This window comes from Curtobacterium sp. ABR8 (assembly GCF_057812125.1).
Window position 1 is genome coordinate 1,106,360 of the sequence record NZ_CM173818.1, and the last position, 17,345, is coordinate 1,123,704.

General features: G+C 70.9%; 20 protein-coding genes and 2 riboswitches. Of the genes, 10 read left to right on the forward strand and 10 right to left on the reverse strand.

Annotation, left to right across the window (positions count from 1 at the left end; translation table 11 throughout):
- Positions 1-20 precede the first annotated feature (20 nt).
- Positions 21-479 carry a hypothetical protein gene (locus ACXKZB_RS05425; protein ID WP_488825073.1) on the forward strand — a complete coding sequence of 153 codons (459 nt, stop codon included), beginning with the start codon at positions 21-23 and terminating at the stop codon, positions 477-479.
- A 157-nt stretch (positions 480-636) separates the two neighbouring features.
- Here the strand turns inward: ACXKZB_RS05425 and ACXKZB_RS05430 are convergent, their stop codons facing one another.
- Entirely contained in the window at positions 637-1,152 is a 516-nt protein-coding gene (locus tag ACXKZB_RS05430; protein WP_071405731.1) for a hypothetical protein, read from the reverse strand.
- Positions 1,153-1,535: 383 nt separating this feature from the next.
- On the opposite strand from ACXKZB_RS05430, the gene ACXKZB_RS05435 reads away from it, so the two are divergent.
- Positions 1,536-1,769 (forward strand): hypothetical protein, encoded by a 234-nt coding sequence (locus ACXKZB_RS05435; RefSeq protein ID WP_488825075.1) that lies wholly within the window; start codon positions 1,536-1,538, stop codon positions 1,767-1,769.
- Positions 1,770-1,981: 212 nt separating this feature from the next.
- Positions 1,982-2,446: a DUF8821 family protein gene (locus ACXKZB_RS05440; RefSeq protein WP_488825076.1), complete on the forward strand. Its 465-nt coding sequence runs from the start codon at positions 1,982-1,984 to the stop codon at positions 2,444-2,446.
- A gap of 161 nt (positions 2,447-2,607) precedes the next feature.
- On the opposite strand, the gene ACXKZB_RS05445 is transcribed toward ACXKZB_RS05440, so the two are convergent.
- Positions 2,608-2,895: a hypothetical protein gene (locus tag ACXKZB_RS05445; protein WP_131845315.1), complete on the reverse strand. Its 288-nt coding sequence runs from the start codon at positions 2,893-2,895 to the stop codon at positions 2,608-2,610.
- Between the two features lie 273 nt (positions 2,896-3,168).
- Positions 3,169-3,780, reverse strand: coding sequence for an HD domain-containing protein (locus ACXKZB_RS05450; protein ID WP_488825077.1), 612 nt, complete (start codon positions 3,778-3,780; stop codon positions 3,169-3,171).
- Between the two features lie 137 nt (positions 3,781-3,917).
- On the opposite strand from ACXKZB_RS05450, the gene ACXKZB_RS05455 reads away from it, so the two are divergent.
- Both ACXKZB_RS05455 and ACXKZB_RS05460 read left to right on the forward strand, forming a co-directional pair.
- A complete protein-coding gene (locus ACXKZB_RS05455) occupies positions 3,918-4,745 on the forward strand; it encodes a hypothetical protein (protein ID WP_488825078.1) in 828 nt (275 codons plus the stop codon).
- Positions 4,742-6,628, forward strand: coding sequence for an amidase family protein (locus ACXKZB_RS05460; RefSeq protein WP_488825080.1), 1,887 nt, complete (start codon positions 4,742-4,744; stop codon positions 6,626-6,628). The genes ACXKZB_RS05455 and ACXKZB_RS05460 overlap by 4 nt, the downstream gene beginning before the upstream one ends.
- An 84-nt stretch (positions 6,629-6,712) precedes the next feature.
- Here the strand turns inward: ACXKZB_RS05460 and ACXKZB_RS05465 are convergent, their stop codons facing one another.
- Entirely contained in the window at positions 6,713-7,489 is a 777-nt protein-coding gene (locus ACXKZB_RS05465) for an isocitrate lyase/PEP mutase family protein (protein ID WP_488825081.1), read from the reverse strand.
- A gap of 110 nt (positions 7,490-7,599) precedes the next feature.
- Between ACXKZB_RS05465 and ACXKZB_RS05470 the strand changes: the two genes are divergently transcribed.
- Positions 7,600-8,787 (forward strand): MalY/PatB family protein, encoded by a 1,188-nt coding sequence (locus tag ACXKZB_RS05470; protein ID WP_488825082.1) that lies wholly within the window; start codon positions 7,600-7,602, stop codon positions 8,785-8,787.
- 9 nt (positions 8,788-8,796) lie between these two features.
- Here the strand turns inward: ACXKZB_RS05470 and ACXKZB_RS05475 are convergent, their stop codons facing one another.
- Together ACXKZB_RS05475 and ACXKZB_RS05480 are read right to left on the reverse strand one after the other, a co-directional pair.
- On the reverse strand, positions 8,797-8,982 hold the full coding sequence (locus ACXKZB_RS05475; protein ID WP_488825083.1) for a hypothetical protein: 186 nt from the start codon (positions 8,980-8,982) through the stop codon (positions 8,797-8,799).
- A 38-nt stretch (positions 8,983-9,020) separates the two neighbouring features.
- On the reverse strand, positions 9,021-9,515 hold the full coding sequence (locus ACXKZB_RS05480; RefSeq protein WP_488825084.1) for a GNAT family N-acetyltransferase: 495 nt from the start codon (positions 9,513-9,515) through the stop codon (positions 9,021-9,023).
- A gap of 68 nt (positions 9,516-9,583) precedes the next feature.
- Between ACXKZB_RS05480 and ACXKZB_RS05485 the strand changes: the two genes are divergently transcribed.
- The gene (locus tag ACXKZB_RS05485) at positions 9,584-10,468 is read left to right on the forward strand and encodes a LysR substrate-binding domain-containing protein (RefSeq protein ID WP_488825085.1); all 885 of its coding nucleotides are present in this window, start codon (positions 9,584-9,586) and stop codon (positions 10,466-10,468) included.
- A 40-nt stretch (positions 10,469-10,508) separates the two neighbouring features.
- Here ACXKZB_RS05485 and ACXKZB_RS05490 read toward each other — a convergent pair whose 3' ends face one another.
- The 4 genes from ACXKZB_RS05490 to ACXKZB_RS05505 all read right to left on the reverse strand — a co-directional run bounded on the left by ACXKZB_RS05490 (position 10,509) and on the right by ACXKZB_RS05505 (position 12,504).
- Positions 10,509-10,769: a hypothetical protein gene (locus ACXKZB_RS05490; protein ID WP_123294124.1), complete on the reverse strand. Its 261-nt coding sequence runs from the start codon at positions 10,767-10,769 to the stop codon at positions 10,509-10,511.
- The gene (locus tag ACXKZB_RS05495; protein ID WP_123673093.1) at positions 10,766-11,248 is read right to left on the reverse strand and encodes an FBP domain-containing protein; all 483 of its coding nucleotides are present in this window, start codon (positions 11,246-11,248) and stop codon (positions 10,766-10,768) included. The genes ACXKZB_RS05490 and ACXKZB_RS05495 overlap by 4 nt, the downstream gene beginning before the upstream one ends.
- A 130-nt stretch (positions 11,249-11,378) precedes the next feature.
- Complete coding sequence (locus ACXKZB_RS05500; RefSeq protein WP_123313316.1) at positions 11,379-12,116, reverse strand: M48 family metalloprotease; 738 nt, start codon at positions 12,114-12,116, stop codon at positions 11,379-11,381.
- A gap of 13 nt (positions 12,117-12,129) precedes the next feature.
- Positions 12,130-12,504, reverse strand: coding sequence for a BlaI/MecI/CopY family transcriptional regulator (locus ACXKZB_RS05505; protein ID WP_111084962.1), 375 nt, complete (start codon positions 12,502-12,504; stop codon positions 12,130-12,132).
- A 96-nt stretch (positions 12,505-12,600) separates the two neighbouring features.
- A riboswitch (glycine riboswitch) is annotated at positions 12,601-12,720 on the forward strand.
- A riboswitch (glycine riboswitch) is annotated at positions 12,721-12,822 on the forward strand.
- Between the two features lie 49 nt (positions 12,823-12,871).
- Here ACXKZB_RS05505 and gcvT point away from each other — a divergent pair.
- From gcvT to gcvP, 3 genes are read left to right on the forward strand one after another with little or no spacing between them, the layout of a single operon-like run.
- Positions 12,872-13,990, forward strand: coding sequence for a glycine cleavage system aminomethyltransferase GcvT (gene gcvT / locus ACXKZB_RS05510; protein WP_488825087.1), 1,119 nt, complete (start codon positions 12,872-12,874; stop codon positions 13,988-13,990).
- Positions 13,991-13,994: 4 nt separating this feature from the next.
- Positions 13,995-14,372 carry a glycine cleavage system protein GcvH gene (gene gcvH, locus ACXKZB_RS05515; RefSeq protein WP_123313318.1) on the forward strand — a complete coding sequence of 126 codons (378 nt, stop codon included), beginning with the start codon at positions 13,995-13,997 and terminating at the stop codon, positions 14,370-14,372.
- On the forward strand, positions 14,369-17,308 hold the full coding sequence (gene gcvP, locus ACXKZB_RS05520) for an aminomethyl-transferring glycine dehydrogenase (RefSeq protein ID WP_488825088.1): 2,940 nt from the start codon (positions 14,369-14,371) through the stop codon (positions 17,306-17,308). Before gcvH ends, gcvP begins: the two co-directional genes overlap by 4 nt.
- Positions 17,309-17,345: the final 37 nt, after the last annotated feature.

The following is a 17,345-nucleotide window of genomic DNA, read 5'->3' on the forward strand; positions in this document are numbered from 1 at the left end:
CGCTCCGCTACGGTCTTTCCATGGTTGCTTGGATCGCTCTGGCGCTGAGCGCCCTATCGCTGGTGTACTCCGGCTGGAACGAGGTCACTAAGCGGCGGCTGCAGTACGAGGCTCGCTTCGTGCACTCGATAGCGGAACGCGATGAGGACGCCGACTGGAACGCCGCTCGCGAGCTCACCCTCGAGAACGTCGGCTCGGGCAATGCCCACGACGTTGTCCTGGTCTTCGAGTATGACCCCACCAGCGTCGGCTTTGGCGACTTCAAGTGGTCGAAGATCGCAGCTGGTGCAAGCGTCACCCAGATGCCTACGGCAGCGCTTCCCGACGAACTCTCCATGATGGTTGTGGGCCACCAGCTGCGCGACCGCTCGCCGTGGTGGCGCCGGGAGATCCTCATCGCGACTGTCTATTGGTCGACACCCATGGGGAAAGCTCGCCGTCAGCGGATCACTCGGTCGCGTCGGTCGATGCGGTGGTGAAGAGAACCGCGGTTGTTGTCGCAGGCGCGATGTGCTGCGGGTGGGTGCAACCGCCATCTGGTCGGAGCCAACCCGAAGTGACTCCGACAGCCCCATTCCAGGGCGCTCATGGAAGAAGCCCCGACCGGTGAGGATCGGGGCTTCTTGTTGACACAGCTCAGAAGGAAATGATTTCGCGCGAATCTCGAATCAGGATCAGTTCGTTCATCCGCGCCTCGATCGCCGGATCTCCAGCGATGTCAGCGAGCCACTGCTCGACGCCAACGCAGACGTCCTCGCAGAAGACGTCGACTTTCAGCATCACCCGAGTGCCAGTCCGGACACGGTGTCGTCCCACGTCCTCAGTCGGGAGAACGAAGATGATCCTGTCCAAGGTCTCCCGCGCCCTCTGCTGAGAAATGTCGTCGCCGCCTTCATGTAACAGCGCGCACCGCAAGGCGTAGGTGTCTGCGGCGCTGAGCCACCACCATTCATCCCGGGTAGGCCCGAAGTCCGGATCGTAGTACTTCGGCTCCAGGTACTTACGGCACCAGTCCTTGTACCGGGTGCTTCCTTGCACTGCGGGGTTCTCGAGCTTGGAAGCGATGTCGGGGAGCGTCAGGGCGAGCGCTAGCGCCGCGTAGTAGTTCTTGTCACTGATCGCACTGCGGACCGCGTCGACGAATCGCTTCATGACCCGACGTTAGTCCCGATTGGCATCGTTCTTCCACCGGCAAGGAGTGATCGTTGACGGGATTTCCGCGAAGCAGAAGCCCGCCATCTCGGGCGGGCATGCGGTGTCGACGCAAGTCGATCAAGAAGCCCGGCGATCCTTGTCAAGTCACTTCTCAGGGCATGTCGCGGGTGCGCTCGTCACCGCCGGTAGCCCACCGCTCATCAACCCGGGGCCAGACCACGGACCCCCTTGGGTTCCTTCGGGAGGTCGAGGAGGGCTCTCGCTCCGACACAACAAAGCATTGCCCCTCGATGCGAGGGGCAAGGCTTTCCCTAGTTCTGGGGGCCGCGCCCTCGCCCGCGAAATTAGTAGAGTCTGATGGACTCCAAGGGGGAACCACCATGTACGAAAACTCCGGCACGAGCGGTCTCGGCAGCCTCATATTCATCATACTGATCATTGCCGTCAGCTTGACGATCTCGTTTGTCTTGATCCGCGCAGCCGTTACGCAGGGCATGAACGCGCACTACAAGACCGTCCGCCGGTACGAGGCGACCGGGGAGTGGCGGTACATGACAGACGGCAAGCGTGGGCCGCGCCCGGCCGACCCGTCTTCGGGCGACACCCCGGCGTAACACGCCCGCTGCGAAGCATCACCTCTGGGCGGGGTCGGCGAGGTCGGACTGCGAGAACCCGATGTCCTCGCGAGTAGCGCGGATCAGTTCCGTGGCACGGCCGATTCGCGTCGTCACTTCCGTCACGATCATCGACTGTAGGTGGACCGCGGCGGCTTCGGGCGGGAATCGAAGGGCTAGATTCAGACCGTCCGAGCGCCCGAGGAGGCCCCATGTCGTACGTCGTCGACTTCGTGAACGTGTCCACGGTGGGTCTGGAGTCCTCGCCGGTCGCCGACGCACTCGCCGGGCTCCGGGCCAACGAGGCGCGGTACTTCGCGAACAAGTACGACCACGTGTTCACCACGCACGCCGCGGGTGATGTGCCGGATCTGGTCGCCTATGTGCGACGGGTGCTCGAAGAGGAACGCGGGCTGGTCATCGCGTCGCCGCCGCTCGAAGCGACGGAAGCCCTGGTCGGGGGCGTGCGCTGGACGTACGTGTTCTACGAGTCCGGTCTGGCGATCAACGTGCTGTACACGCTCGAACCCGGCGGCAAGCGTGCGGTCGGCTTCAAGCTCTCGGACGGCATGGAGGTGCCCGAGGAGCTCGCCGACAAGTTCAAGTTCGCGCGGCAGAAGTCGAAGCTCGCCGGCACGATCCGCGGCTCGTTCTTCGTCGTGAAGGGCGAGTACTGACGTCGGTCCGCTCGAACGGTGCGAAGTCCCGTGCATGGTGCGACGGTCACGGCCCCGCACCATGCACGGAACCTCGCACCGAAGCGTGGCGCCGCATGCGCCACGCACGACGAAGCGCCGCCGAGTAGCCCGGCGGCGCTTCGCGTTCGTCCTGGTGGAGCCTAGGCCGCGAGGGCCATCTCGCCCGCCTGCACGGACTGAGCCTGCAGCAGGGTGCGGCTGGCCTCGCCCGCCCAGGAGCGGCCGGGGACGGTCCAGCCGGCCTCGCCGACGGCGTCCAGACGGGTGCCGCGGGTGACGAAGGTCTGCAGGTCGTCGGCCGCGATGCGGACGAGGTACTCGCGCTGCGAGCGGTCGTCACGCACGGGGAACTCGGCGATGCGGTCGGGGGTGATCGTCGGGGCCGCGAGTGCGGTCCCGAACACGGTGATTCGTTCGTTGCTGGTCATGGTGCTGTACTTCCTGGTCATTCGGCGCCAGGGCGACTCGGTGTCGGCGGACGTCTCAGTCCGGCGCGACGCATCGAGTGCGGGGCGCGCACGTCGAGTTTCAACGTGCTGCTGATCCGTTCGGATCGAGCGGTGGTCTCGCTTGGAATGCGACTCGGGTGAGTCGGTGTCGAGACGTTGGTGTGCGCGAGTCAGATGGGTTCGCGGCAGTGCACCAACCAAGAACTATACGCACTCGAAGTGAAGAAGTCCAGCGACGGCCGGAAAGACGATTCAGGACGCCAGGAACGCGTCCCAACGGGTGCCACCGGCAGCCACGTTCCCGGAGTTGTCAAGTCGTGCAGCGGCGGAGGCCGGCTTGCGGGACGCCTGCGCGTGGATGAGCTCGTCGAACGAGCCGGAGAACCCGAGGCGGGGCAGTGCGGTGGCGACGGCGTGCAGGTCGTCGGTGGACCACCGGGAGAACCCGGCACCGGAGACGTCGAGCGAGGTGGCGACCTCGAGCAGGTGCCCCTCCACGTCCATCGCGGGGTCGACGGAGGTCCACATGTGCCGCTCGATGACCTCACCGACGCGTCGAGCGCGGGCTGCGTCCCACCCGGCGCCGAGGGCGAAGACGGAGCCCACGGCGCCGCCGGCGTCTTCGAACGGTACGGCGTGGGCGTCGAACGACGGTGTCACGCCGAGGTCGTGCAGCATCGTGGCGACGAAGAGCAGCTCGCGGTCGGGCTCGAGGTCGATGGTCGGGGCGAGCAGGACCGCCCACGCCCACGAGCGCAGGCAGTGGTTCACCAGCGCGGGCGAGGACCAGGTGCGGACGACGTCCAACGCCCGTGCGGCGACGGGGGAGGGCGGGGTGAGCAGGGCTTCGACGTCGAGCGACATGGCACGACAGTAGCGGTGCGGCGGAGCCGTAACGGCTCGGAAACGTGCCGGGCCCGAGCCGGAAACAGCGCACCGTTAGCTTTCGGATCACTGAGTACCCGCTCAGCACCCGACCTCCTCCCGAAGGACCTGCACCCATGCAGCACCGCCTCCGGCTGCGCCCCCGCGCGACGATCGTGTCCTCGACACTCGTCGCCGCCGGGGCGATCGGCCTCGCCGCCCTGACCGCCGCACCGGCACAGGCAGCACCGACCGCGACGACCGCTACCATCGACGCCCCCACCACCGCGACCGTCGGCACCGCGTTCGACGTCGACCTGACGATCCCGGCGACGACCGACGTCTACGCGTACGAGATCACGCTCGACGCCGACGCGGACTCCGTGGCGTACGTCGACGACAGCGTCAGCGGTCCCGACGGCGGGTTCGACAGCGTCGAGCAGGACGGCGACGCCCTGACGGTCGTGCACACCCGCCTCGGGACGTCCCCGGCACTCAGCGGCGACCTCGCTGCCTCGATCGGCCTGACGCCGACCGCGCCGGGCAGCGTCGACCTGGCGGTCACGAGCATCACGCTCGTCGGCTCCGACGGCACCTCGACGACCCTGACCGACCCGGCGAGCACCTCGATCTCGATCGCTGCAGCGGCGACGGCCACGCCGACGCCCACCCCGACGGCCACGCCCACCCCGGGCGCCACCGCCACGGCCGACCCGGGCACCGGCGCGGGCGACCCCGACCCGACGGCCACGGCCGGCCCGAGCGACCCCTCCGACCCGACCAACGGCGCCACCGCCGTGGCCGCAGCGGGTGGCGACCGTCCGACCGGCGGCGAACTCGCCTGGACCGGCGCCGACGTCGCCCCGTGGATCGCCGCGTCGCTGGCCCTCCTCGCCGCCGGCGGGACCCTGATCACCCTGCGTGCGCGCCGCGCCCGCCGCGAGCGCACCGGAGCAGCCGAATGACCGCCAAGAAGCCGGCCACAAGCAAGCAGGTCGCGGCAACGCCCACGACCAGCCGGAAGCGCACCGCCGTCGCGGGCGCCTCGCTCATCGCCCTCGTCGGCACCGTCCTCGCCGCGACCCCCGCGATCACGGCAGCAGCCGCTCCGGCAGCCGTGGACGCCAGCCCCGCCGCGATGCTCGCGCCGTACTACACGGACCTCGACCTGACCGGCGACGACCAGGTCACGAAGTCCGACCTCGCGGTGCTCACCGACCACCTGGGCACGACGAGTGCCAGTGACGACTGGGCGACGGTCAGCGCCGCGGACACCGACGCCGACGGCACGATCACCGTCGCGGACCTCGCGGCGCTGTCCCAGCGGATGATCTACGACGACGGCCCGTTCACGCTCGTCGAGGCGTCCACCATCGACATGCAGGCCGCCATGAACGCCGGGGTCACCACCTCGGTCGCCATCACGCAGGACTACCTCGACCGCATCGCCGCGTACGACCGCACCAAGGTCGACACCGCGTCGACCGGCCGTGCGCTCAACTCGATCGTCACGACGAACGCCGAGGCCCTCGCCGCGGCGAAGACGGCGGACGCCGAGCGGGCCGAGCACGGCATGACGAGCATGCTGCTGGGCGTACCGATCGCCGTGAAGGACAACTACGACACCAAGGACATGCCGACCACCGGCGGCTGCGGCTGCTGGGACGACAACCAGACCGACACCGACGCCACGATGGTCGCCGGCCTGCGCGGTGCCGGTGCGGTGATCCTCGCCAAGGCCAGCCTCGACGAGTTCGCCTACGGCTTCGTCTCGGAGTTCTCGTCGAACCAGCCCGCCGGTTCGTCGTTGCTGGTCGCCAGCCCGTACAACACGGCGCAGAGCGCCGGCGGCTCCAGCGGCGGTACCGGTGCGGCGATCGCGGCGAACCTGGCCGGCATCGGGTTCGGCACCGACACCGGTGGCTCGATCCGCATCCCGTCCACCTACAACCAGCTCGTCGGCATCCGTCCGACGGTCGGCCTGGCCAGCCGCGACGGCATCATCCCGCTCGCGCTGTCGCAGGACACCGGCGGGCCGATCGCCCGGTCGGTGACCGACGCAGCCGTCGCGCTCGACGCCGTGACCGGTGTGGACGCGGCCGACCCCGTCACGAGCGCGCAGTCCGGCAAGGTGCCCACCTCGTACACGTCGTCGCTCGACGCCGACTCGCTCGAGGGCGCCCGCATCGGCTACGTCACGAGCATGGTCGGCACGAACGCCACGGCCAAGCGGCTGTTCGACGCGTCCGTCGCGAAGCTCGAGGCCGCCGGCGCGACCGTCGTCCCGATCACCGCGACGACCGCGTTCAACCGGGTCCTGTCCGAGGGCAGCGGCAGCACGAACGAGTTCAAGCACGACCTGGAGGAGTACGTCGCGAAGCACCTCGACCCCGACGTGACCGCCCGGTCGCTGCAGGGCATCCTGGCCTCGGGCGAGTACGTGCCGAGCCGCAAGTCGACCTACGAGTCCCGCGACCTGATCACCGACGCGCAGTACCAGGCGTGGGCCGGGCCGACGGGTTCGCACACGACGCAGCTCGCCACCGGCAAGCAGCTCGTCACGCAGATGCTCGACGACCAGGACCTCGACTCGCTGATCTACCCGTCGGGCACGCCGTACGGCACGCAGTCGACGAACATGCGTCTGAGCCCGAACACCGGCATGCCGGCGATCACCGTCCCCATGGGGCAGGCGACGGCGGCCGACGGCACGATCGCCGGCGCCGGCGTGAACCTCGAGTTCCTCGGCCGCTCGTTCGACGAGAGCACGCTGATCGGCCTCGGTTACGCATTCGAGCAGGAGACGAGGGCGCGCACCACGCCCGCGCTGTACCCGGCGCTCGGTTGAGCTGAGCGGGTCGCGTGACGCGACCAGAGAGATGACGGGAGGCCCGGTGCCAGCTGGCACCGGGCCTCCCGTCCGCCTGTTCCGTCAGTTCAGGGTCGGGGTGTCCTCCGGCACGACGCCGTCGGCGTACAGGTCGGTCGCCAGGTCGCGGAGCGCGCGCAGCGCGACGCGCTGCGTGAGCGGACCGTAGGAGATGCGGGCGACGCCGAGCGCTTCGTACTCGGCTGCGGGCAGGGCACCCGGCAGACCGATGACCGACAGCTTGCCGCGGCCGAGGCCGGCGACGAGCTGCTCGACGACGTCGCGCTGGATCGCGCCGGGCACGAAGACGAGCGCCGCGCCGTTGTCGAGGAACGCCTTGCCGCGTGCGATGGCGTCCGCGATGCTCTCGTCAATCGGACGGTCGCCGCCGCGGGCGATCGCGTCGGTGCGGGCGTTCAGCTGGAAGTCGACGCCCTCGGCCCGGGCAGCGGCCGTGATCGCGGCGACCCGGGCGACGGCCTCGTCGAAGGGGCGCAGACGGTCCTCGACGTTGGCGCCGACGATGCCGGAGGCGATCGCGCGCCGGATGGTCTCGGCGGGGTCCTCGTACCCGTCGTCGAGGTCAGCGGTGACCGGCAGGTCGGTCGCGGCGGCGACGATCGCGGCGCCCGACAGTGCGAGGTCGAGGGGCATCCCGCCGTCCTCGTACCCGTACGACGCGGCGATCGAGTGCCCGGCGGTCGCGATCGCCTTCGTGCCGGGCAGGTCGCTGACGACCTTCGCGGTGATCGCGTCCCACACGTTCACGACGCGGAGGATCTCCGGGGCTTCGTGCAGCTGCTTGAGGGTGGTGGCCTTGTCGGCGATGCTCGTGCTCATGGGACCGACAGTAGGCGGGGCGACGCCCCGCGTCCCAGGGTGCGCGGAAGACGACGCTCGATGACAGCCGGGCTCGCGCCGGGCCTCCCGGTCGGTGCATGCTGGGACGCATGGCGAGCGACGAGCAGGACCCGGTCGGCACGCTCCGCGGGGTCCGGACGAGCATCAAGTGGACGCGGTACGCACCCGACGTGCTGCCGCTGTTCGTCGCCGAGATGGACCACGACGTCGCGCCGGAGATCCGGCAGGCCCTGATCGAACGCGTGTCGCAGTCCGACCTCGGCTACCTCGACGGACCCGGACCGCTCGCGCCGGCGTTCGCGCAGTTCGCCCTCGACCGTTGGGGCTGGGAGATCGACCCGTCCCGGATCCACCTGGCCACCGACGTCAGCGTCGGCATCGTCGAGTCGCTGCGACTCGCGCTGCCCGACGGCGGCCGCGTCGCGATCACGCCGCCGGTGTACCCGCCGTTCTTCGAACTCGTCGACGAGGCCCGATGTCAGGTGGAAGAGGTCCCGCTGCTCGAGCAGTGGGGGCAGTACCGGCTCGACCTCGACGGACTCGAGCGGGCGTTCGCCAGCGGGGTCGGCGTCTTCCTGCTCTGCAACCCGCACAACCCCGTCGGCCTGGTGCACGACCGGGCCGACCTGCTCGCGATCGCCGAACTGGCCGCGAAGTACGACGTCCTCGTCATCTCCGACGAGATCCACGCGCCCCTGACGCACCCGGGCGTCCAGTTCACCCCGTTCGCGGCCGTCGCCGAGCCGGTCGGTGCCCGCAGCGTCTGCGTGACCTCGGCGAGCAAGGGGTGGAACCTCGCCGGTGTGAAGTGCTCGATCATCGTCGCCGGCGACGACCGGACCGCCGCGCTCCTCGACACCCTGTGGGAGGAGGTCGCCTGCCGCACGAGCATCCTCGGGCTGCACGCGAACCTGGCGGCGTTCACCGTCGGGACCACCTGGCTCGACGAGGTGGTGTCCCAGATCGTGGCCAACGACCGGCTGCTCGCGAAGCTCCTCGCCGAGCACCTGCCCGGTGTCGTCTACACACGGCCGCGCGCCGGGTACCTGGCGTGGCTCGACTTCCGCGGGATCGGGCTCGGTGACGACCCGGCCGTACCACTGCGTGAGCACGCCTACGTCGCGCTGAACTCCGGGCTCGGGTTCGGGAGCGAGGGGCGTGGGTTCGTGCGCCTCAACCTGGCGTGCTCACCGGAGACGCTGCGCGAGGCCGTGTTCCGCATCGCCTCGGCGTACCCGTCGAGTGCGCAGGAGGGGCTGGTCTGGCACGTCGCGTGAGCGCGTGGGTCAGTCGATGTACTGGTTGCGCCCGACGACGCGGATCTGCAGGTCGTCGGTGCGGTCCATCGCCAGGATCTCGCGCGCCACGAAGCCGAGAGCCGGCCAGCGGCCGACCTCGGTCACCATGAAGCCGTCGATGAACACCTGCCACGCGCCGCGCTCACGGACCGCCTGCACCTCGTACGTCGCCATGCGGCGAGCGTACCGAAGCGGGCCGGTCCGCTCGAACGTCAGTGCAGCTCGAGTGTCATGTGGACGTCGGCACGGACGTAGGGGCTCGGCACGAGCTCGTCCTCGCGCAGGTGCCGGAAGCCGAACGCCTCGTACAGGTGCACGGCGCTGGCCAACTGCGCGTTGCTCTCGAGGTCGATGCGCTGCGCGCCGAGCTCCCGGGCGCGGTCGAGTGCGGCGGCGATGAGCTTCCGACCGGTGCCGTGCCCCTGGTGACCGGGCGCGACGGCCATCTTCACGAGCTCGAACACCCCCGGAGTCGTCGGCACGATGCCGATGCACCCGATCACCTGGTCGTCGAGTCGCGCGACGAAGACGGCGCCGCCGGGCTCGACGACGTGACCGACGGGGTCGCCGAGGAACTTGCGGTCCTCGTCCTCGTCCTCGAGCGCGAAGAACTGCGTGATCCAGGCCTCGTTGAGGACGCGGAACGCCTCGGCGTCGGCGGGGGTGGCGAGGTCGGCGATGGTGACGGTGGAGGTCGCTTCGGGCATGGCTCCATCCTGCGATCCGGATGGGGTCACGTCCAATACTCGTTCGCGTTGATCGATACGCTGCATGCATGGATCGGGAACCGGACGTCGACCTCCGCCAGCTCCGTGCGTTCCTCGCAGTGGCTGACGAACTGCACTTCGGCCGCGCTGCCGAGCGCCTCCGCATCGCGCAGCCCGCGCTGTCCCAGCAGATCCGCCGCACCGAACGCGAACTCGGCGTCGACCTGTTCGTCCGCACGAGCCGCAGCGTCGCCCTCACCGCCGCCGGCCAGACGCTGCGGGGGCGTGCGCGGTCGTTGCTCGGGCAGGTGCGCCGCGACCTCGACGAGACGGTCCGGGTCGGGCGGGGCGAGGCCGGCCGGCTCGACGTCGGCTTCGTCGTGTCGGCGCTGCCCCTCGGGCCGATCGAGCGGGTACAGGCGTTCCGCGAGCGCTACCCCCTGGTCCGGGTGGACCTCACCGAGGGGTACTCGTCGACGCTCCTCGCCCGGATCGTCCGGGGCGAGCTCGACCTGGCCGTCGTGCGCGACCCGGATCCGGAGCCCGCCGTACGGCTGCTGCCGTTCCGGACCGAGGCGTTCGTCGCGGCGGTTCCACGCGGACACCGGCTCGCCGATCGTCGAGCCATTAGTGGCACCGAGCTCGTGGACGAGCCGTTCGTGTTCTTTCCCGCCGTGGCCGGTTCGCTCGCGACCGAGCGCAACCTCGCACCGGTCACCGCCGGCGGTCGACGACCCACGGTCGTGCAGGAGGCCACGACCTGGGCCACCGTCCTGCACCTGGTGGGGGCGGGACTCGGCGTGACCGTCGCTCCGGAGAGCGCCGCGCTCGCCGCACCGGACACCGTCGTGCTGCTGCCGCTGACCGACAGCGATCACCTTAGCGAGTTGTCGTGGGCGATGCGCGCCGACGACGACCGCGAGATCCTGCGGAACTTCGTCGAAGCCGACTGAGCGACGCCGACTGAGCGACGCCCGGCGGGAAGCGCTCCGCTCAGCCGAGCGCGAGCGCGAGCACGGGTGCCCGGTGGTCGCCGAGCTCGTCGACGTGCCACGGTCGTGCGCCGCGCAGGGTCAACCCGAGCTGCACGAGCACGAACCCGACGTGGGGCTCGACGTCCGGGTCCCACGGCCCCTCGACCCCGAGGCCGAACGCACCGAGCTCGTCGTCGGCCTCGTCGCGAAGGGTCAACCGCCAGCGTCCGTCGCCGAGCTCCTCGACGACGGCCCAGCGGGCGGTGCCGAAGCGGCTCACGCCGACTTCATGATGTCCGCGGTGAAGTTCTGCACGCGCTGCAGCAGCGAGGCGCCGCGCATCGCGATGGTCGCCGGCGGGTTGAGGTGCGGGGGCGCGGTGCGGATGAGCATCGAGCACCCGAGGTCCTCGCAGATGTAGGTGCCGATGGTGTTGCCGTTGCGTCCGGCCTCGCCCGCACGGGGCGCCGAGAACAGCCGCACCTGCGTCGCCGGCTGCGGGGAGTGGCAGAACGAGCACATCGCGGCGATGCCGGCGCGGAGGGACCCGCCCGCGGACCGGACGATGATGCCCACGGGGCGGTCGTCGATCCAGGACACGATGTACCCGCGGCGGGCGGCCTGCGGGTCGCGCCAGCCCAGGAACTCGCGCTCGTCCCAGAGCATCTCGTGCAGGCCGGGGATCGGCAGCTGCTCGAGCTCGTCGGGGGTGGCGTTGACGAACGAGGATCGGATGTCGGCTTCGGTCAGTGGCTTCACGGTCCGATCACCATATGCCTCGCCTCCGACACGTGCTCGCTCAGGAGAGACGTGCGGGCGACGGCGCGGTCGCGGATCGCCCCGCTCAGGAGAGACGTGCGGGCGACGGCGCGGTCGCGGATCGCCCCGCTCAGGAGAGACGGGAGGCGCGGATCGCCCCGAGCGCGCTGCTCTCGTCCGCCACCAGGACGGCCCGGCGCAGGGCGTCGCGTCCGACGCGTCGGGCTGCGGCGTCGTCGGCGGCGAACTCCACGAGGACGCGCGTCGAGCGCGCCATGGCGCGCGCACCGGGCACCCACGGGACCGCACGCTCGATCGATTCGGCGACCGCGACCGCCGCCGCGTGGTGCTGGGTCAGGTGGGCGCGCTCGTGGGCGACCACGGCCTCCAGTTCGTCCGTCCGCAACCGGTCTGCCAAGCCGGTGCTGACCAGCACACCGCCGCTCCGCCCGGGCACCGCGCAGGCCAGGGCGTGGTCCGCGTCGACGACGGCCACCGGGGTGCCGTCGATCTCGCGGTGCGGCGCGACGCCGGAGCGCATCGCCTGGCGGACGGCCTCGTGCTCGGGCCCGGGGCGGACGCGGACGGCGACGACGAACGCGATGACCGCGAGCAGTGCGACGCCGACGTTGAAGCCGTGGGTGGGGGAGCCGTCGCCGCCCAGGAGGTCGGTGAGCGGGCGGTCGGCGAGCACGACGAGGGCGATGCCGGCGACGAACCCGACCACGCCGAGCAGCACGGCGAGCGACCAGCACACCAGAGCGGTGCGCGGGCGGTCGATGGTCCAGGCGGAGCGGGTCAGCACCCTCGGGGCGAACACGACCACCAGCAGGGCGAGGACGATGAGCGCGATGCCGGCGACGACCACGGAGCGACCCCGGTCAGGAACGTGCGCGGGCGTCGAGGGCGCGGCGCAGGGCCTCGAGGTCGTCGGAGGCGAGCGAGCCGGTGAACTGCAGCAACGCTGCTTCACGGTCGGCCGAGGCGGCGAGCGCACTCGACATGAGGGACGCGGTCTGCTCGTCGCGACTGTGCACGGCGCGGAAGCTCAGCGGGGCGTCGTCGTGCTCCTGCCGCTCCACCTGCCCCTTGCGGCCGAGCCGGTCGAGGACGGTGAGCACCGTGGTCAGTGCCGGACGGGGCTCCGGGAAGGCGTCGAGCACCTGGCGGGCGGTGAGACCGTCGGTCACGGAGCGGAGCGCGTCGAGCACCGCTTGCTCGAGCTGCCCCCTGGGGCGTGATCGCTGTCCGGCCATCTCCGCATTCTACGAGATGTCGAAGGCCGGCACGCGACACACGTTCGTAACGCGGCCTCGGTATGCTCGGCGCGGACAACTGAACACACCGGCCGCTCATCCGTCGCGGGAGACGCCGTGCAGTGCCCACGGGTACATCGTGCCCTCGGGCGCACGCACGGCACCGAAGGAGCAATCCCCCCGTCAATCTCTCAGGTCCCACACCGCAGCGGACAGGCCACTCTGAAAAGCAGACGCTCAGTCGTCTCGCCCACGGTGAAAGCCGCCGGACCTCACGGGCCGCGGTGAAACTCTCAGGCCCATGACAGAGGGGGAGTTCCACCCGGCGATCGTCGCCGGGTCCTGCTGATGCCAGGAGAACTCCGCCATGAGTCCGACGCCACTGCGTTCGTCCCCGCTCGAACCCGCGCACGAAGCCGCCGGTGCGACCTTCACCGACTTCGCCGGGTACCGCATGCCCGTGCGCTACTCGTCCGACCTCGCCGAGCACCACGCCGTCCGGCAGTCGGCCGGGGTCTTCGACCTGTCGCACATGGCCGAGATCGGGGTGACCGGTCCGGACGCCGTCGCCTTCCTCGACCACGCGCTCGCCGGTTCCTTCGGCGCGATGCCGCTCGGCCGCGCGAAGTACTCCCTGCTGCTCGCCGAGGACGGCGGGATCCTCGACGACCTCGTCGTGTACCGCACCGACGACGACGTGTTCCTCGTCGTCGCGAACGCCTCGAACCGCGAGGTCGCCGTCGCCGCGCTGTCCGAGCGCACCGACGGCTTCGACGTCGCGGTGTCGGACGACTCGGACAGCACCGCACTCGTCGCGATCCAGGGCCCAGCGGCCGCCGGCACGCTCGACGCCCTCGTCGTCGCCGACCGCCTGCAGCCGGAGAGCCCCCTCGACGACCTCGGCTACTACCGCGCCCTGCACGCCGTGTTCGACGGCTCCGAGGTGCTCGTCGCCCGCACCGGGTACACCGGCGAGGACGGCTTCGAGCTGTACTGCGCCCCCGAGGTCGCCCCGGCGATCTGGGACGCGCTGCTCGAGGCCGGCGCCGACCGCGGTGTCGTCCCCGCCGGACTCGCTGCACGCGACACCCTGCGGCTCGAGGCCGGCATGCCGCTGTACGGGCACGAGCTCAGCACCGACGTGCGCCCCGCCCAGGCCGGACTCGGCCGCGTGGTCGCGAAGACCGGTGACTTCGTCGGCGCGGCCGGTGCCGCACCGTCGGACGACGCCCGCGTGCTCGTCGGGCTCGTCACCGATGGGCGCCGCGCCCCACGTGCCGGCTACGACGTCGTGCACGACGGCGCGGTCGTCGGCACCGTCACCTCGGGCGCCCTATCACCGACCCTCGGCCACCCGGTCGCGATGGCCTTCGTGGACCCGGCGCTCGCCGCCGAGGGACAACTCCTGCACATCGACGTCCGCGGAACGGCCATCCCCAGCACCGTCACCGCGTTCCCCTTCTACCGCCGCGCCTCGAAAGGCTGATGTCATGACCGACCAGACCGCACTCCAGTACACGGCCGACCACGAGTGGCTCCTCGTCGAGGGCGACACCGTCACCGTCGGCATCACCGACCACGCCGCCGAGCAGCTCGGTGACGTCGTCTACGTCGAACTCCCCGCCGTCGGCACCGCCACCACCGCCGGCGCGCAGATCGGCGAGATCGAGTCCACCAAGAGCGTCGGCGAGCTCTTCGCGCCGATCGAGGGCGAGGTCATCGCGGTCAACGACGCCGTGGTCGACGCCCCCGACACCGTCAACCAGGACCCGTTCGGCACCGGCTGGCTCGTGAAGATCAAGGTCGAGGGCACCTCGTTCCCCGAGGACCTGATGGACCACGACGCGTACCGGGCGTCCATCGCATGACCGGCCCCGACGACCAGCAGGTGTCCCAGAACCTGCAGACCTCCTTCGCCGACCGCCACATCGGCACCACCCCGGCCGACCAGCAGACCATGCTCGACACCGTCGGCCAGACGTCGCTCGACGCCCTGGTCCGCGCCGCGATCCCCGAGTCGATCCACGCGGCACCCGTCACCGACTCGGTGATCCCCGCCGCCGTCGGTGAGACCGAGGCGCTCGCCGAGCTGCGGGCGAAGGCCGGACGCAACACCGTCCGCCGCGCCATGATCGGCCTCGGCTACCACGGCACCCACACGCCCGCCGTGATCCAGCGGAACGTGCTCGAGAACCCGAGCTGGTACACGGCCTACACGCCGTACCAGCCGGAGATCTCCCAGGGCCGGCTCGAAGCGCTCATCAACTTCCAGACGATGGTCTCCGACCTGACGGGCATGGCCACCGCCGGTGCCTCCATGCTCGACGAGGGCACCGCCGTGGTCGAGGGCATGCTCCTCGCCCGCCGCGCGTCCAAGGTGAAGGGCGACGCGTTCCTCGTCGACGACGACCTGCTGCCGCAGACCCGCGCGCTGCTCGACCACCGCGCGGACGCCGTCGGCATCACGCTGCGTGCGTTCGACCCCGTCGCCGGACCGACCGACGAGCAGCTCGACGGCGCCTTCGGCGTGATCGTGCAGTACCCCGGTGCCTCCGGCCGGATCGTCGACCCGTCGTCGATCATCGAGCGCGTCCACGCCGGGGGCGGCATCGCCGTCGTCGCGGCCGACCTGCTCGCCATGACCCTGCTCGCCAGCCCCGGCGACCTCGGCGCCGACGTCGCCGTGGGGACGAGCCAGCGCTTCGGCGTCCCGCTCGGCTTCGGCGGCCCGCACGCCGGGTACCTCGCCGTCCGTGCCGGACTCGAGCGCCAACTGCCCGGACGCCTGGTCGGGGTGTCCTTCGACGCCGACGGTGCGATGGCCTACCGCCTCAGCCTGCAGACCCGCGAGCAGCACATCCGCCGCGAGAAGGCGACGAGCAACATCTGCACCGCGCAGGTCCTGCTCGCCGTCATGGCCTCGATGTACGCCGTGTACCACGGACCCGAGGGGCTGCGGTTCATCGCGAACCGGGTCGCCCGGACGACGTCGGCGCTCGCCGCGGTCGCCCGTGACGCCGGCCTCCAGGTGGTGCACGACGCGTACTTCGACACGCTCACCCTGCGGGCCACCGGTCGCGCCGGGGCGCTCGTCGCCGCAGCGCAGGACGCGGACTTCCTGCTGCACCAGGTGGACGAGGACGTGTTCCAGCTCTCCGTCGACGAGACGACCACGCCCGACGACGTCGCCCGACTGGCGGGCGTGTTCGGGGCGGTGGACGTGACCGTCCCCGCGACCGAGGCTGCCGTGCGTGACGCGGCCACGAGCCTCCCCGCCGGGCTGCAGCGCGAGAGCGAGTACCTGACGCACCCCGTGTTCAGCGCACACCGCAGCGAGACCCGCATGATGCGGTACCTGAAGCACCTTGCGGACAAGGACTACGCGCTCGACCGTGGCATGATCCCGCTCGGCAGCTGCACGATGAAGCTCAACGCGGCGACCGAGATGGCGGCCGTGACGTGGCCGGAGTTCGCGAACATCCACCCGTTCGCGCCGCGCGGCGATGTCGAGGGCTACCTCGACATGATCGGTGACCTGGAGTCCTGGCTGGCCGAGGTCACCGGGTACGACACCGTGTCCTTGCAGCCGAACGCGGGCAGCCAGGGCGAGCTCGCCGGCCTCCTCGCGATCCGCGGGTACCACCAGGCCAACGGCGACGCCGAGCGCACCGTCTGCCTCATCCCGTCGAGCGCGCACGGCACGAACGCCGCGTCGGCGGTCCTCGCCGGCATGAAGGTCGTCGTGGTCGCGTGCGACGAGAACGGCAACGTCGACCTCGCCGACCTCCGCGCGAAGACGGAACAGCACGCCGACACCCTCGCGGCGCTGATGATCACGTACCCGTCGACCCACGGCGTGTACGAGCACGACATCCGCGAGATCTGCGACGCCGTGCACGACGCCGGCGGCCAGGTCTACGTCGACGGCGCGAACCTCAACGCGCTGCTCGGTCACGCCCGCTTCGGCGACTTCGGCGGCGACGTCTCGCACCTCAACCTGCACAAGACCTTCTGCATCCCGCACGGCGGCGGCGGACCGGGTGTCGGTCCGGTGGCAGCGAAGGCGCACCTCGCGCCCTACCTGCCGGGGCACCCGTTCGCGCAGCAGGCCGACCGCCGGCCCGGCTCGACCGCGGCCGACGCCGACGGCCGACTGGCGCACGCCGGTGGCCCGGTCAGCGCGGCCCCGTACGGCAGCCCGAGCATCCTGCCCATCACGTGGACCTACGTCCGGTTGATGGGGCTCGAGGGCCTCACCCGTGCGACCGAAGCCGCCGTGCTCGGGGCGAACTACATCGCGGCACGACTGCGCGACGCGTTCCCGGTGCTCTACACGGGCGACGACGGGCTCGTGGCGCACGAGTGCATCCTCGACCTGCGGCCCCTGCGCGACACCACCGGCATCACCGTGGACGACGTCGCGAAGCGTCTGGTCGACTACGGCTTCCACGCCCCGACCATGTCGTTCCCGGTCGCCGGCACCCTGATGGTGGAGCCGACGGAGAGCGAGGACCTGGCCGAGCTCGACCGCTTCGTCGACGCCATGCTCGCGATCCGGGCCGAGGCCGCGGCGGTCGAGCGCGGGGAGTGGCCGGCGGACGACAACCCGCTCGTGCACGCCCCGCACACGGCGTCGTCGGTGATCTCGGGGGAGTGGGCGCACGCCTACACCCGCGAGCAGGCCGTCTACCCGCTGCCCGGCATCAGCGGCCGCAAGTACTGGCCGCCGGTCCGCCGGATCGACCAGGCGTACGGCGACCGCAACCTGGTGTGCGCCTGCCCGCCGGTGGAGGCGTTCGCGTAGCGACCCGCGTCCTCGACGCACCACCGAGACGACGGGA

Bases quoted from the DNA above. Each gene is read 5' to 3' on its own strand.
- ACXKZB_RS05440 (WP_488825076.1), top strand. From the start codon at position 1,982: ATGTCGTACGTCGTCGACTTCGTGAACGTGTCCACGGTGGGTCTGGAG.
- ACXKZB_RS05445 (WP_131845315.1), bottom strand. From the start codon at position 2,895: ATGACCAGCAACGAACGAATCACCGTGTTCGGGACCGCACTCGCGGCC.
- ACXKZB_RS05455 (WP_488825078.1), top strand. From the start codon at position 3,918: ATGCAGCACCGCCTCCGGCTGCGCCCCCGCGCGACGATCGTGTCCTCG.
- ACXKZB_RS05475 (WP_488825083.1), bottom strand. From the start codon at position 8,982: ATGGCGACGTACGAGGTGCAGGCGGTCCGTGAGCGCGGCGCGTGGCAG.
- ACXKZB_RS05465 (WP_488825081.1), bottom strand. From the start codon at position 7,489: ATGAGCACGAGCATCGCCGACAAGGCCACCACCCTCAAGCAGCTGCAC.
- gcvT (WP_488825087.1), top strand. From the start codon at position 12,872: ATGAGTCCGACGCCACTGCGTTCGTCCCCGCTCGAACCCGCGCACGAA.
- ACXKZB_RS05450 (WP_488825077.1), bottom strand. From the start codon at position 3,780: ATGTCGCTCGACGTCGAAGCCCTGCTCACCCCGCCCTCCCCCGTCGCC.
- ACXKZB_RS05425 (WP_488825073.1), top strand. From the start codon at position 21: ATGGTTGCTTGGATCGCTCTGGCGCTGAGCGCCCTATCGCTGGTGTAC.
- gcvP (WP_488825088.1), top strand. From the start codon at position 14,369: ATGACCGGCCCCGACGACCAGCAGGTGTCCCAGAACCTGCAGACCTCC.
- gcvH (WP_123313318.1), top strand. From the start codon at position 13,995: ATGACCGACCAGACCGCACTCCAGTACACGGCCGACCACGAGTGGCTC.
- ACXKZB_RS05485 (WP_488825085.1), top strand. From the start codon at position 9,584: ATGGATCGGGAACCGGACGTCGACCTCCGCCAGCTCCGTGCGTTCCTC.
- ACXKZB_RS05480 (WP_488825084.1), bottom strand. From the start codon at position 9,515: ATGCCCGAAGCGACCTCCACCGTCACCATCGCCGACCTCGCCACCCCC.
- ACXKZB_RS05435 (WP_488825075.1), top strand. From the start codon at position 1,536: ATGTACGAAAACTCCGGCACGAGCGGTCTCGGCAGCCTCATATTCATC.
- ACXKZB_RS05460 (WP_488825080.1), top strand. From the start codon at position 4,742: ATGACCGCCAAGAAGCCGGCCACAAGCAAGCAGGTCGCGGCAACGCCC.
- ACXKZB_RS05470 (WP_488825082.1), top strand. From the start codon at position 7,600: ATGGCGAGCGACGAGCAGGACCCGGTCGGCACGCTCCGCGGGGTCCGG.
- ACXKZB_RS05505 (WP_111084962.1), bottom strand. From the start codon at position 12,504: ATGGCCGGACAGCGATCACGCCCCAGGGGGCAGCTCGAGCAAGCGGTG.
- ACXKZB_RS05430 (WP_071405731.1), bottom strand. From the start codon at position 1,152: ATGAAGCGATTCGTCGACGCGGTCCGCAGTGCGATCAGTGACAAGAAC.